Source organism: Rathayibacter sp. VKM Ac-2762, assembly GCF_009866585.1.
Classification (GTDB): Bacteria; Actinomycetota; Actinomycetes; order Actinomycetales; family Microbacteriaceae; genus Rathayibacter.
The window spans coordinates 3,219,718-3,233,714 of record NZ_CP047419.1 but is presented as its reverse complement, the minus strand read 5'-3'; the positions used below and the strand labels follow the sequence as shown (position 1 = coordinate 3,233,714).

Below are 13,997 nucleotides of genomic sequence, written 5' to 3'. Positions count from 1 at the left end.
AATGATGCACATCTCGCCGCTCCGGGGCCTCCGCTTCACGCGTCCGGAGTGGGCGCTCATCGGCATCACCGCGATCTGGGGCGGGACCTTCCTCGCCGTGCACATCGCGATGGAGCACAGTGGTCCGCTGTTCTTCGTGGGAATGCGGTTCGCGATCGCGGGGCTGATCAGCGCGGTCGTGTTCCACCGGTCGCTCCGGGGGATGCGGCGGATCGACCTCGCGGCCGGCATCGCGATCGGGGTGATGATCTTCGCGGGCTACGGCCTGCAGAGCTACGGGCTGCAGACGATCCCGAGCAGCACCTCCGCGTTCCTCACCGCGCTGTACGTGCCGCTGGTGCCGCTGCTCCAGTGGGTCGTGTTCCGTCGCCGTCCGGGCGTGCTGACGCTGGTGGGCGTCGCGCTGGCGTTCGTCGGACTGCTCCTGATCGCGGGCCCGCAGCCGGGCGTCGCGCTCGGAGCGGGCGAGGTGGCGACGATCGTGAGCACGCTGCCGATCGCGGCGGAGATCATCCTGATCGGCCTCGTCGCCGGACGGGTGGACCTCGGCCGGGTGACCGTGGTGCAGCTGCTGGTCGCCGGCGCGCTCGGGTTCGCCTCGATGCCCGTCGCAGGCGAGGCGGTCCCGGCGTTCTCGGGGGCCTGGCTGATCCCCGCGCTCGCGCTCGGGGCGAGCAGCTGCCTCATCCAGCTGACGATGAACTGGGCTCAGCGCTCGGTCTCGCCGTCGCGCGCCACGATCATCTACTCCGCCGAGCCCGTCTGGGCCGGCCTGATCGGCCGCCTCGCCGGCGACCGGCTCCCCGCGCTCGCCCTGCTCGGGGCGGGGTTCATCGTCGCGGGCACGCTCGTCAGCGAGCTGAAGCCGCGCCGCGAGCCCGCGCCGCCGGCTCTCAGGTGACGGCGGGGAGGGCGGCCGAGGCGACGAGCGCGCCGCCGGCGTCGGTGATCTCGACGGCGGCGACGGACTCGCGCAGGACGGCCGCGTTCATCTCGCAGTCGAGCTCCGCGGAGCTGCCGAGGAAGGACCCGGACGGGAGCCGCTCGCCGGAGCCGGTGACCAGCACGAGGTCGTAGCTCTCGCCGAGGGCGAAGCCGGTCCCGCGGAGGATCGTCTCGGTGCCCCAGGTGTGCGCGACCAGCGAGCCGTCGAGCGTCACGCCCTCCGTCCGCTCGTCGAAGGCGATCGCCTCGACGGCGCCGAGCGTCCCGGGCGGTCCAGCGACGGGACGCTCCTCAGCGGACCGCAGGGCCGCTCCGGCGACGCCGCCCACGACGAGGAGCGCGGCCGCCGCGGCGACGGCCAGGACGGCACGGAGACGCGAGGCACGGCGGCGCGGGGCCCGGCGGCGCGAGGCACGCAGACTCTCCCCGCGCTCGGGCCGCTCCCCGGCGAGCGCCGCGACGCGCGACCGCAGCTCCGGCGACGGCTCCGCCTCCTCCCAGCGGCCCAGTGCGCCGAGCCGGTCGACCACCGCACCGAACGACGCGAGCTCGGGGTCGATCGAGGGGTCGGCGGCGCGCAGGCTCTCGAACTCCCGCGCCTCCTCGGCGGAGAGGTCGCCGGCGAGGGCCGCGGCGAGGAGCTCCTCGCGGCGGCCGCCGGGCTCGTCTCCGGCGGGCTGGTCTCGGTCGGTCACGATCTCTCCTCGTCGGTGGGTCCGGCGCCCGCGAGGTGACCGCGGAGCGCTCGGAGAGCGTAGAAGGCGCGGCTGCGCAGGGTGGCGACCGGCACGCTCGTGGCGGCCGACAGCTCGGCGTAGGTCTCGCCGTTCACGTGGACGGCGACGACGACCTGCCGGTGCTCGGCGGAGAGCCGCGCGAGCGCCTCGGCGATCGCGAGCGGCTCGAGGGGGTCGCGGTCCTCCGCGGGCACCTCCTCCAGAACCTCGGCCTCGACCAGGCGCGGCAGGCGCTGCCGCGAGCGGTGCACGTCGATGACGACGTTGCGTGCGATGGCGAAGAGCCAGGTGCGGGTGCTGGCACGCTCGGCGGAGTAGCTCGCCCGCGAGCGCCAGGCGCGCAGGAACGTCTCCTGCACGCAGTCCTCGGCGAGGCCGCGGTCGCGCAGGGCGTTGAGTGCGAAGCCGAGCAGGGCGGACCCGTGCTCGTCGAAGGCGGCGGCCGGGTCGAACTCCGCCGTCCGGGGCTCGAGGCGCACCACGGGAGCCGGGACCTCCGAGTGCTCGCGCGGCATCGCGGGCCCTTCGTCTCGTCGTGCCGTCGCCGTGCGCGCCACACCGCCTCCTCGTCGGGACCGGTGGTCCGTCGGAAGGGGGTACGGCCGCGGCGGCGGCGGCGTTCATCGGAGGCGAGGACCGTCTCCGTGAAGATCCTCTCAGATGGAGTGAACGCGGCGCCGCTTCCGGCCGTACTCCCTGCATCGGGCCCGCTCGGCGCTCGCGATCGAAAGGCTCCACCATGACGAAGACGTCCCCCGCGCGGAACCGCGCCGGCCGCCGCCTGCTCTCCCTCGGCGGCATCACCGCCGTCGCCGCCGCCTCCTTCTTCGCCGCCGCGCCGGCCCAGGCCGAGACCGAGGTCGCCGAGCCGTCCTCGTTCACCAGCGCCTTCACGGTGATGGCGACGCCCGACCAGGTCGTGAACGCCGATTCCGCCGCGACCCCCGGCCAGCCCGGCGCCACGGGCGAGATGACCTTCCGGGTCAACAGCGACCTCGACGTCATCTGCTACGACATCACCCTCACCGGTGTGACCGGCGACTACCAGAGCCCCGCGAAGACCGCGACGCACATCCACCAGGCGGCGCTGGGCAAGGCGGGCCCGCCGCGCATCGCGTTCCCGAACCCGGCCCCGGTCGGAGACGGCCCCCGCACCAGCAGCGGCTGCCTGCAGGGCCCCTTCACCACGGGGATCCAGGCGAACGGGGCCGACACCGGCGCCGGATTCACGCTGAAGGCCCTCGAGGCCGATCCCGCCGCCTTCGCGGGCGACTCCCACACGGCCTCGTATGCGGCTGGCGTCGTCCGCGGCCAGCTCTCGCAGGTGCCGGTCGGCGGCCTCCAGACCGGTGGCGGCGCGACCGCCGCCGGGAGCGACGCCACGGGCCCGTCCGGTCTCGCCGCGATGGCCGGCCTCGGAGCCGTCGCCGCCCTCGGCGCGGCCGGAGTGGTCGTCGCCCGCCGGCGCACCGCCTCCTGATCGTGGGCACCCGGTCGAGGAGCGGCGCGGCGGCACTGTGCGCCGTGCTGCTCCTCGCGGGGTGCGCCGCCGCGGACGGGAGCGGAGGAGCGGAGACGCCCGCGAGCGCGCCCGCGCCTCCGGCCCTCGCTACTGCTCCCCCGGTCACTCCTCCCCCGGTCCCCGCGCCCGACCCCGCCGCTGCGGCGCCCGCGCGCACCGTCGGCGTCGAGCCCGCCCGGCTGATCGTGCCCGCGATGGGCCTGGACGAGCCGCTGATCGCCCTGGGCATCCAGTCGGACGGGGCGATGGAGGTGCCGGTGGACTACGACGACGTCGGCTGGTTCTCGGGAGGCGGGCGCCCGGGCGGCAGCGGCCGCACCGTGATCGCGGCGCACGTCGATTCGCGGTCCGGTCCCGCGGTCTTCTTCCGCCTCGGCGAGCTCGCCCCGGGAGATGAGATCGCGGTGAGCGGAGTGAACGGCTCCGACCACCGCTACCGGGTGACGGCGGTCGAGTCCCACGCGAAGGCCGCGTTCCCCACCGCCCGCGTCTTCGGCGCGACCCTCGAGGAGGAGCTGATCCTCGTGACCTGCGGAGGCGAGTACGACACGGCGATCGGCCGCTACCGGGACAACCTGGTGGTGTTCGCTTCTCCGCTCTGAGGCCCGCCACGGAGGCGCGGCACAGAGGGGCGGCACAGAGGGGCGGCACGACGGCCCGGCATCGCGGCGCGGAACGGAGGCGCCGAGCACAGCACGAGTGCCTCGTCGGCGCAAGGGTCCGGGCGCGCGGACGCCGTGTGGTCGGATGAGGAGGGCCGCCCCCGCCGCCGCTCCCCTCCCGCTCCCCACTGCCGTGGCGCGGCCGATTTGACAGGACGCCCGTGTCCACCAGCCCCCGCCCCACCCTCTTCGCCCTGCCCGGACTCGGGCTCGACGGCCGCGCCTTCGACGCGCTCGGCCGCGAACTCGCCGACGTCGCGGATCTCGTCGCGCTCGACCTGCCCGGTGGATCCGGGACCTCGCTCGAGGAGATGACCGCCGCCACGATCCGCCGGATCCGCGAGCACGGCGCCTCCCGCTGGCTGCTCCTCGGGCACAGCATGGGCGGGAAGATCGCCTCGCTCGTGGCCTCCCGCACGGTCACCGGCCGCTCGGGCCTGTTCGGGCTCGCGGGCGTCGTGCTCCTCGCCGGGTCGCCGCTCTCGCCCGAGCCGATGGAGGAGGAGCGCCGCTCGACCATGCTCGGCTGGGTCGCCGACGGGCACCTCGACGAGGCGCAGGTGCGCGAGTTCGTCGACCAGAACGTCGGCTCGCCGCTGCCCGCCGACGCCGACGCGGAGGTGCTGGCCGAGCTGCGCCGCTACTCCCCCGAGGGCTGGCGGGACTGGCTCGAGCACGGCAGCCGCGAGGACCGCACCGGCGAGGCCGCCCTCGGGCCTGTGCCCGCGCTGCTGATCGCGGGCGGAGAGGACGGCGACCTCGGCGCCGACGCGCAGCGCCGCCTCACCGGCTCCCTCTACTCCCGCGCCCGGCTGCTCACGCTCGCCGGGGCGGGCCACCTCCTTCCGTTCGAGCGCCCGGTCGAGGTGGCGGCGGCGATCCGCCGGTTCTGGGAGGAGGAGGCCGGCACGGCGCCGTCGGTCCCGGCCGACGTCGGCGCAGCCATCGCCTCCGCCCGCACCTCCACGCGGGTGCGCGGGCTGCTGGCAGTGCGCGCGCTCGCCGACGACCCGGAGTACGCGCCCCGCGCCCTGACCGTCGCCCAGCTCGCGGAGCTGCGCGCGATCGCCGACCGGGTCGTCCCACAGGAGGGCGGCCGGATCGACCTGGCCGCGCGGGTGGACACGCAGCTCGCGAACGGCGAGGGCGACGGCTGGCGCAACGCCGACCTGCCGGCCGACCCGATCGCCTACGGTCTGGCGCTCGACGCCCTCCGGGGCTTCGCCGGCCTCGGCCCCGCCGAGCAGGACGCGCGCCTCACCGCGATCGCCGACGGCTCCGCGGAACTCGGCGACCGCTCGGCCGGCGGGCTCGGTGCCGAGCAGCTGACCGCCTGGTTCGAGGACTGCCGCGTCGACCTCGTGAAGCAGTGGCTGGCCCACCCCGCGTCGATGGCGCGGATCGGCTACGACGGCTACGCCAGCGGCGGCGACACGCTGCCGCTCGTAACGGGCTTCCGCCTGCTCGGCGCCGACGACCGCGAGACCTGGGAACCGACGACGAGGAGTCACCGATGAACACGACCGGCATGCGCCGCTTCCCGCTCGACGAGACGGTCGACGCCGTCGTGATCGGCACCGGGGCCGGCGGAGCGCCCCTGCTCTCGGTGCTCGCCGCTCGCGGGCTGCGGGTCGTCGCCCTCGAGGCCGGGCCGCACGTCGATCCGCTCGGCCACACCGCCGACGAGACGGCGGCCGTCGAGATCAACTGGATGGAGGAGCGCCTCAGCGGAGGCGAGACCCCCACCGCCTTCGGGCAGAACAACAGCGGCCGCGGGGTCGGCGGCTCGACGCTGCACTGGGGCGCGTTCACGCCCCGCCCCGACCCGCGCGACCTGCGGCTCCGGAGCGACTCCGGCGTCGGCCGCGACTGGCCGATCGAGCACGCCGAGCTCACCGCGTACATCGAGAAGGTGGAGGCGACGATCGGAGTGGCGGGCCCGGCCGAGTACCCGTGGGACCCGTCGCGCCGCTACCTGCAGGGCCCGCTCGCGCGGAACGCCTCGGCCGACATGATGCTGCGCGGCTGCGCGGCGATCGGGATGCGCGCGACCGACGCGCCCGCCGCCGTGCTCAGCGGCCCGCGGGACGACGGCCGGCCCTCCTGCGTCAACTGCGGCCAGTGCCATCAGGGCTGCCGGACCGGCGCGAAGACGAGCATGGACGTGACCTACCTGCCGGAGGCGGTGCGGGCCGGTGCCGAGATCCGGGCCGACTCGTTCGTGCACGGGATCGAGCTGGACGCCGCGGGACGCGTGTGCGCCGTGGTCTACACGAGCGGCGGAGTGGAGCACCGGCAGCGCTGCTCCGCCCTGTTCCTCTGCGCGGGCGGCGTCGAGACGCCCCGGCTCCTCCTGCACACCGGCATCGCGAACAGCAGCGGCCAGGTGGGCCGCAACTTCCTGGTGCACGGGGCGACCCAGGTCTGGGGCACCTTCGAGAACGAGATGCGCGGCTACCGCGGCTACCCCTCCTCGGTGATCACCGAGGACACCGTCCGCCCGGCCGACGCGGACTTCGCGGGCGGCTACCTGATCCAGAGCCTCGGAGTGATGCCGCTGACCTACGCGACGACGCTCGCCCGCGGCGCGGGACTCTGGGGCCGCGATCTGATGGACGCGCTCGACGGCTACCGCTTCGCGGCTGGCGTCGGGATCAACGCGGAGTGCCTGCCCGCCGACGGCAACCGGCTGGAGCTGACCGACGAGCTGGACGAGCACGGGGTGCCGAAGGCGCGCATCACGTTCTCGGCGGGCGCCAACGAGGAGGCGATCGACCGGCACGCGATCCGGACGATGACCGCGATCGTGGAGGCGGCCGGCGCGACGAGCACGCGGGTGATGGCGCGCACGGCGCACACTCTCGGCACCGTGCGGATGGGCACCGACGCCGGTGACGCCGTGATCGACGCGGACGGCCGCAGCTTCGACGTGCCGAACCTCTGGGTGTGCGACAACTCGGTGTTCCCGAGCGCGCTGATCGCGAACCCGGCGCTCGCGACGATGGCGCTCTCGCTGCGGACGGCGGACCGCTTCCTGGCGGCGTAGCGTCGCGGCGGCGGGGCGGCTGCGGGGCGGGACGACGGGCGAGGTGCTCCTGCGCGTCGCCGACTGACCGCGAGGGCGTGCCCGGACTGCGCGCCTGGACTGCGCACCCCGCCGTATCAGCCGTGGGGCGGTGCGGGGCGCCAGCGCAGTCGCGAGACGCCCTGACCGAACGGCGGGCCGTCGCGACGGCGCTCGACGGAGGTTCAGCGCGCGCTGAGGTGCTGAGGTGCTGACGTGCTGAGGTGCTGAGGTGCTGAGGTGCTGCATCGTGGTGGCCGAACGGCGGCAGGGCGCAAGGCGGCGGCACGGCCCTGGTGTCGGCACGGCGTCAGGCGACGGACGGTGCGGCCCCGGTGACGGTCCGCGCCTCAGCGGCAGTGGTGCGGCGGTGGTGCGACGGTGCGGCCGCGTGAACCCGAGCGAAGGCGCAGATCCGAGCGTCAGCGGCGCGGCGGTAGTGCGCTGAGCACTCGCCCCCGAGCGACTCACGGCCCGATCACCAGTGCGAACCCGCGCAGCGGGCCGAACCCGCCCGACAGCCGATTCCCTCACGGCAGCACGGGAGCACGGCAGCACGGCAGCACGGCAGCGTGTCAGAACGGCGGCGGCCGGTCCTCGAACCTCGGGGTCGCGGGTGGGTCTGGACGGAGCCGTTCCTCGAGGCCCGGCGGGCGCGTGGTGATGCGGCGGCCAGTGGGGGTGGTCCAGTCGGCGGTGCCGTCGGGGTGGAGGACGTAGGTCCAGCGGTCGCCGTGCCGCACGTGGTGGTGGGCGACGCAGAGGCTGGCGAGGTTGCCGGGGTCGGTGCCGCCGCCGTTGCGCCACTCGACGACGTGGTCGGCCTCGGCGCTCGCGGCGGAGCGGGTGCAGCCGGGGAAGCGGCAGGTCACGTCGCGGAGCTGGAGGAGGAGCCGCAGCTCGCGGTGAGGCAGTCGGCGTGTGCGCCCGACCGAGAGGACGGCGCCCGTCCGGGGCTCGGTCAGCACGCGGGTGACGGTCGCGGGGACGAGGCTCCGGGCGACGTCCGCCGGGATCGGGCCGTAGCCGTCGAGCTCGGCGGAGGCGTCGTCGGCGTCGGACATGGTGCTCGCCGACAGGGTGACCCGCACCTCGGCGCGCACGCCGGTGACGAGGGTCGGAACGGGCCGATCGGCACCGACCGGGTCGGGCGCCGTGCCGATGACGTCCGCCTCGCAGAGGAGGTCGGCCAGAGCGTCGGCTCGCAGCTGGGCGAGGGTCCGCTCGTCGCCCGCTCCGGAGATCGCGTCGACGTCGCACGCCCCGGTGATTCCGGTCGGCTCCGCCCCGGTCGTCCCGCTCGACTCCGCCCCGCAGGAGCCCGCGTCCGTGGCGGCAGGCGGCTCCGCCCCCGCCGGCCCCTCGGCGCCGTCGCGGAGGATCCGGGCGATCCGGTCGAGGCGGCTGTACGCCCCCACGGCGACCGGGGCGGGGAGGAGGGCGCAGAGCGTCGCCATGCCGTCGACCTCGGGGGTCAGCCAGACCGCGCGGTCCTCGCGGGCACGTCGGTGTCGCTCGGCGAGGGGCTGCTCGTGGAGCTCCTCCCGCAGCCGCGCCAGGGCGCGCCGCAGCTGGGTCGGCGTGGTGCGGGCCGCGAGCTCGGCCGCCCGCGTATCGAACGCGGCGCGGGAGCCCGGAGGCAGGGTGGCCGCGACGGCGCAGACGACCTGGCCCGCCTCCCACCGCAGGCGCGCCCCGGCGAGGGCGGCGCGGGTGGTCGGCAGGTCCTCGACGAGGAGGCGCGCGTGGTCGAGCTCGCGGGAGGCGACCCGCTCGGAGACTCCGAGGGCGACCGCGAACTCCGCGCGGATCGACCGCTCGGCGAGGTCGCTCGACGCGTGCGGCGCCGAGCCGCGGGCGAACGACTCCGGATGCTCGAGTGCGGCCCGGTGCCCGGCGTGCAGCTCCTCGGCCGCGGCCAGGAGCAGCGGGGACGCCGAACGGGCCAGCGCAGCGGCTCGGTCGCCGCGAGCACGCACCTCGCTGAGCACCGCCTCCGCTGCTGTCGACCCGCTGATCATCGTCATACGTGTATTCAATCAGCGACCACCGACACGGAAGCGACGGATCGTCACATCCGTGGAGAACCGGCGTGAGGCCCTCCTGTGGAGGGAGGGATCACCGCAGCCGACGCCGCACATCCCAGCCGTCCTCGGGGCGGCGCGCGCAGGACACCGGCGCAACACCCCGCCACACGCCCCCGCTCACCCGAACCGCACCGCCACACACGCCCCCGCTCACCCGAACCGCACCGCCACACACCCCCGCTCACCCGAACCGCACCGCACCGCCACACGCACCCCCGCACGCCCCCAGCCTCACGCGAACCGCCCCGCCACCTCCGCCAGGCACTCCCGGAACACCCGCACGGCCGGCGACGCCAACTGCGCCTCGCGCTGGGCGGTGAAGATCGTGCGCCGGGGCGTGCCGGGCAGCTCGAGGAGGCGGCAGTCCGGCGCCTCGCCCGCCCAGACCAGGTCGGGCATCAGGGCGACGGCGTGGCCGGAGGCGGCGAGGCGGATCTGCGCCTGCAGGTCGGCGGTCTCGAAGCGGACATCCGGCTCGAAGCCCGCGACCCGGCAGGTCTGCTCGGCGAAGTGGCGGCTCGCGGTGCCGCGCGGCTCCATCACCCAGGCGGAGTCGCGGGCCGAGGCGAGGTCGACGACGGCGGAGTCGCGGCTCACGGCGAGGCGGATCGCGTCGGTCGTCAGGTCGCTGCGCACCAGTCCGGGCAGCCAGGAGGTCGAGTGGCCGGGGTACTGCTCGGCGACGACGAGGTCGAACTCCCGCGCCCACGACGTCTCGTGCAGCGCACCCTCGGGCTCGCGCTGCACCATCTCGACGCGCACCTCGGGGAAGCGGTCGGCGACGGCCCGGAGCGCACCCGGCATGAGCGCGAGCGCGGCCGACTGGAACACCGCGACCCGCACCCGCCCGGTCACCGACTCCCCCGAGGCCGCGAGCGCCGCCTCCGCCCGCTCGAGCAGGGCCATCACCTCTCCGGCCGCCTCGACCAGGATCTCGGCCTGGGGTGTGAGCTGCACGCGCCGGCCCGCCTTCCGCAGCAGCTCGACGCCGGCCTCGCGCTCGAGCACGGCGAGCTGCTGCGAGACGGCGGAGGGACTGTAGGCGAGGGCCTCGGCCGCGGCGGCGAGAGTGCCGCGGATGGCCACCTCGCGGAGCAGGACCAGGCGGCGGACATCGAGCACGGCGTCCCTCCGATCGTTCAGCTGAGCTGACCGGTACCGATAAGGAACGGTCGCTTCTGCTCAACGGTAGTCGGTCGAATACTGAAGGCACCCACCTCAGAGCAGAAGGACCGCACCATGACGGATCTCGCCAGCCCCGCTCTCGCCACCGGCCCCGCCGCCGACGGCCCGTCCGCCGATTCGATCGATCCCCGCCTGGTCGACGAGAGCGTCGCCCTGGTGCGGCGCTGGCTGCGCGAGGCGTCCGCGATCCCGATCGACGCCTCCGGGGCGCAGCTGGCGGGCGTGCTGAAGGACCCGGCCGGCCTGGACTTCACGGTCGGCTTCGTCGACGGCGTCGTCCGACCCGAGGACACCCGCGTCGCGGCGGCGGCGCTGAAGGCGATCGCGGGCGGCGTGCCGTCCTTCCTCCCGGCTCCGATGCGCGGCGCGGTCGCCCTCGGCGGCGTCATGGCGCCGCTCCTCCCGGACGTCGTGGTGCCGATCGCGCGCCGGGTGCTGCGCCGGATGGTCGGCCACCTGATCATCGACGCGACCGACTCCCGCCTGGGCCCGGCCATCGCCGCGATCCGCCGCGACGGCGTCCGGCTCAACATGAATCTGCTCGGCGAGGCCGTCCTCGGCCGCGAGGAGGCCCACCGCCGCCTGGAGGGGACGCACTGGCTCCTCGCCCGCGACGACGTCGACTACGTCTCGATCAAGGTCTCCTCGAGCACCGCCCCGCACAACCCGTGGGCCTTCGACGCCGCGGTCGACGACATCGTCGAGGAGCTGGCGCCGCTGTTCGCCCGGGCCGCCGCGTCCTCGCCGCAGAAGTTCATCAACCTCGACATGGAGGAGTACAAGGACCTCGACCTCACCATCGCGGTCTTCACCCGCATCCTCGACCGGCCGGAGTTCCTCGGTCTCGAGGCCGGCATCGTGCTGCAGGCCTACCTGCCCGACGCGCTCTCGGCGATGATCCGCCTGCAGGAGTGGAGCGCCGCCCGCCGGGCCCGCGGCGGCGCCGGCATCAAGGTGCGCCTGGTCAAGGGCGCGAACCTGCCGATGGAGCAGGTCGAGGCCTCGGTCCACGGCTGGCCGCTGGCGACCTGGAGCAGCAAGCAGGACTCCGACACGAACTACAAGCGCGTCGTCGACTACGCGCTGCACCCGGAGCGGATCCGCAACGTGCGGGTCGGCGTCGCCGGGCACAACCTCTTCGACGTCGCGTACTCGTGGCTGCTCGCCGGCACCCGCGGCGTCCGCGAGGGGATCGAGTACGAGATGCTCCTCGGCATGGCCCAGGGCCAGGCGGAGGCTGTGCGCCGCACGGTCGGCTCGCTCCTGCTCTACACGCCGGTCGTCGCGCCGGCCGAGTTCGACGTGGCGATCGCCTACCTGATCCGCCGGCTGGAGGAGGGCGCGTCGAGCCAGAACTTCATGTCGGCCGTCTTCGAGCTCGAGGCCGACCCGGCGCTCTTCGCGAGGGAGGAGGAGCGGTTCCGCGCCTCCGTCGCCGCCCTCGACGGGGCCGTCCCCCCGGCGCACCGCGTGCCCGACCGGTTCGCCGCGAGCGGCCGCCCGGGACCGGGCGACTTCCGCAGCACCCCCGACACCGACCCGTCCGTCGCCGCGAACCGCGAGTGGGCGCAGGCGATCCTCGCGCGCGTCCCCTCCTCCCGGGCCGGCGCCGACGCGATCGAGGCCGCCACGATCGGCACCCTCGACGAGCTGGAGTCGGTGCTCTCCGGCGCCCGCGGCAGCGGCTGGAGCGACGTCCCGGCCGAGGAGCGTGCCCGCATCCTGCACCGCGCCGGCGACGAGCTGGAGGCGCGCCGCGCCGAGCTGCTCGAGGTCATGGCGGCCGAGGGCGGCAAGACCCTCGACCAGGGCGACCCCGAGGTCTCGGAGGCCGTGGACTTCGCCCACTACTACGCCGAGCGCGCCCTCGAGCTCGACGCGGTCGACGGCGCCCGCTTCCACCCGGCCGCGCTGACCCTGGTCGCTCCGCCGTGGAACTTCCCGGTCGCGATCCCGGCCGGCGGCGTCCTTGCGGCGCTCGCGGCCGGCTCCGCCGTGGTGCTCAAGCCCGCCGGTCCGACCGCGCGCTGCGGCGCCGTGGTGGCCGAGGCGCTGTGGGCGGCGGGCGTGCCCCGCGAGGCCCTGCGCCTGCTCCGCCTGCCGGAGGAGGAGCTGGGGCGCGACCTGATCGCCTCCCCGCAGGTCGACCGGGTGATCCTCACCGGCGCCTACGAGACGGCGGAGCTGTTCCGCTCCTTCCGGAACGACCTCCCGCTGCTCGCCGAGACGAGCGGCAAGAACGCGATCGTGGTCACCCCCTCGGCCGACCTCGACCTGGCGGTGAAGGACGTGGTGGCGAGCGCCTTCGGGCACGCGGGCCAGAAGTGCTCCGCCGCCTCGCTCGTCGTGCTGGTGGGCTCCGTCGCTCGCTCGAAGCGGTTCCGCGCGCAGCTGCTCGACGCTGTCTCCTCCCTCACGGTCGGCTACCCGACCGATCCCGCGACGCGGATGGGGCCGGTGATCGAACCCGCCGAGGGCAAGCTGCTGCGCGGCCTGACCGCGCTCGGCGCCGGTGAGACCTGGCTGCTGCAGCCGCGGAGCCTCGACGACTCCGGACGCCTGTGGAGCCCCGGCGTCCGCGACGGCGTGCGCCGCGGCTCCGAGTTCCACCGCACCGAGTACTTCGGGCCGATCCTCGGGATCATGACGGCGGCGACCCTCGACGAGGCGATCGCGATCGTCAACGAGGTCGACTACGGGCTCACCTCGGGCCTGCACGCGCTCGACCCGGAGGAGATCGGCACCTGGCTCGACGGGATCGAGGCCGGCAACCTCTACGTGAACCGCGGGATCACCGGGGCGATCGTGCAGCGCCAGCCGTTCGGCGGCTGGAAGAAGTCGGCGGTCGGCCCGGGCACCAAGGCGGGCGGGCCGGACTACCTGCTCGGCCTGGGCTCCTGGACCGCGGCGCCGTCGGAGGCGACCGCTCCGGTCGTCGGACCGGCCGCCCGCCTGCTCGCCGCGTCGCGCGCGGAGCTCCCGGCGGAGGAGCACGCCGCGGTGGAGCGGACGGCGCGCAGCTGCGCGGCGGCGTGGGCCGCGGGCGCTCCTCGCGACGTGACGGGGCTGGAGGCGGAGCGCAACGTCTTCCGCCGCCTGCCCTACGACTCCGCCGTGCTGGTGCGCCTGGCCGCCGGGGAGCCGCTGGGCTCGCTCGTGCGGGTGGCCGTCGCAGCGGCGACCGCACAGGCACGGGTGGTCGTCTCGAGCGCCGTGACGCTGCCTCCGCAGCTCGCCGCCGGTCTCGACGAGGCGGCAGGCGCCGTCGTGGTCGAGGACGACGCTGCGTGGGAGGCGCGGGTGCGCGCCCACGCCGCCGGACGGGTGCGCCTGCTGGGCGCGTCCGCCGCGACGGTGACGGCCGTGACGGGCGGACGCCCCGACCTCGCGGTCTACGCCGGCCCGGCGACCGAGGCGGGCCGGCTGGAGCTGCTGCCGTTCCTCCGCGAGCAGGCCGTGTCGATCACGGCCCACCGCTTCGGCACGCCGGACCACCTCACGGACGGGCTGCTCTGACCGGCGTGATCCGACCGGCGTGATCCGACCGCCTGCCACGAGGTGCCGCTCCGGTACGCCCGCTCCGGCGTGTCGCTACCGGAGCGGCGTCTCGCGGAGAGGGCGACGGAGGGACGACGGGGCGGAGAGGGATCAGCCGCAGGTCGCACGTCAGTCCGCGTCAGCTCCGCGACGGGGCCGCAGGGGTGGAGCGCGCGTCGTTGCTGGTGCGCGGGCCCTCCGGGAGGAGCGCGGCGCGTCCCAGGCCCGATCGACGGCGACGGCCGGGGTCAGCAGGAT

General features: G+C 75.4%; 10 protein-coding genes. 6 read left to right on the top strand and 4 right to left on the bottom strand.

Going from position 1 to position 13,997, the window contains the following annotated elements:
- The first annotated feature begins 1 nt into the window (after position 1).
- Positions 2 to 901 (top strand): DMT family transporter, encoded by a 900-nt coding sequence (locus tag GTU71_RS15135; protein WP_244230581.1) that lies wholly within the window; start codon positions 2 to 4, stop codon positions 899 to 901.
- Here GTU71_RS15135 and GTU71_RS15130 read toward each other — a convergent pair.
- Together GTU71_RS15130 and GTU71_RS15125 are read right to left on the bottom strand one after the other, a co-directional pair.
- Positions 894 to 1,640: a hypothetical protein gene (locus tag GTU71_RS15130; protein ID WP_159940860.1), complete on the bottom strand. Its 747-nt coding sequence runs from the start codon at positions 1,638 to 1,640 to the stop codon at positions 894 to 896. The two genes, GTU71_RS15135 and GTU71_RS15130, sit on opposite strands and share 8 nt — an antisense overlap.
- Positions 1,637 to 2,197, bottom strand: coding sequence for a sigma-70 family RNA polymerase sigma factor (locus tag GTU71_RS15125; RefSeq protein WP_104256617.1), 561 nt, complete (start codon positions 2,195 to 2,197; stop codon positions 1,637 to 1,639). Before GTU71_RS15125 ends, GTU71_RS15130 begins: the two co-directional genes overlap by 4 nt.
- A gap of 224 nt (positions 2,198 to 2,421) precedes the next feature.
- Here GTU71_RS15125 and GTU71_RS15120 point away from each other — a divergent pair, with 224 nt between their 5' ends.
- The 4 genes from GTU71_RS15120 (at position 2,422) to GTU71_RS15105 (ending at position 6,912) form a co-directional block, all read left to right on the top strand.
- Positions 2,422 to 3,162 (top strand): CHRD domain-containing protein, encoded by a 741-nt coding sequence (locus GTU71_RS15120; RefSeq protein WP_104227340.1) that lies wholly within the window; start codon positions 2,422 to 2,424, stop codon positions 3,160 to 3,162.
- 2 nt (positions 3,163 to 3,164) lie between these two features.
- A complete protein-coding gene (locus GTU71_RS16520) occupies positions 3,165 to 3,806 on the top strand; it encodes a class F sortase (RefSeq protein WP_167305259.1) in 642 nt (213 codons plus the stop codon).
- Positions 3,807 to 4,027: 221 nt separating this feature from the next.
- Positions 4,028 to 5,383: an alpha/beta hydrolase gene (locus GTU71_RS15110; protein ID WP_159940858.1), complete on the top strand. Its 1,356-nt coding sequence runs from the start codon at positions 4,028 to 4,030 to the stop codon at positions 5,381 to 5,383.
- A complete protein-coding gene (locus GTU71_RS15105) occupies positions 5,380 to 6,912 on the top strand; it encodes a GMC family oxidoreductase (RefSeq protein WP_159940856.1) in 1,533 nt (510 codons plus the stop codon). The genes GTU71_RS15110 and GTU71_RS15105 overlap by 4 nt, the downstream gene beginning before the upstream one ends.
- A 593-nt stretch (positions 6,913 to 7,505) precedes the next feature.
- Here the strand turns inward: GTU71_RS15105 and GTU71_RS15100 are convergent.
- Together GTU71_RS15100 and GTU71_RS15095 are read right to left on the bottom strand one after the other, a co-directional pair.
- Positions 7,506 to 8,957 (bottom strand): HNH endonuclease signature motif containing protein, encoded by a 1,452-nt coding sequence (locus GTU71_RS15100; protein WP_159940854.1) that lies wholly within the window; start codon positions 8,955 to 8,957, stop codon positions 7,506 to 7,508.
- 291 nt (positions 8,958 to 9,248) lie between these two features.
- Positions 9,249 to 10,139: a LysR family transcriptional regulator gene (locus GTU71_RS15095; RefSeq protein WP_104267855.1), complete on the bottom strand. Its 891-nt coding sequence runs from the start codon at positions 10,137 to 10,139 to the stop codon at positions 9,249 to 9,251.
- Positions 10,140 to 10,256: 117 nt separating this feature from the next.
- Here GTU71_RS15095 and GTU71_RS15090 point away from each other — a divergent pair, with 117 nt between their 5' ends.
- A complete protein-coding gene (locus GTU71_RS15090) occupies positions 10,257 to 13,718 on the top strand; it encodes a bifunctional proline dehydrogenase/L-glutamate gamma-semialdehyde dehydrogenase (protein WP_159940852.1) in 3,462 nt (1,153 codons plus the stop codon).
- Positions 13,719 to 13,997 lie beyond the last annotated feature (279 nt).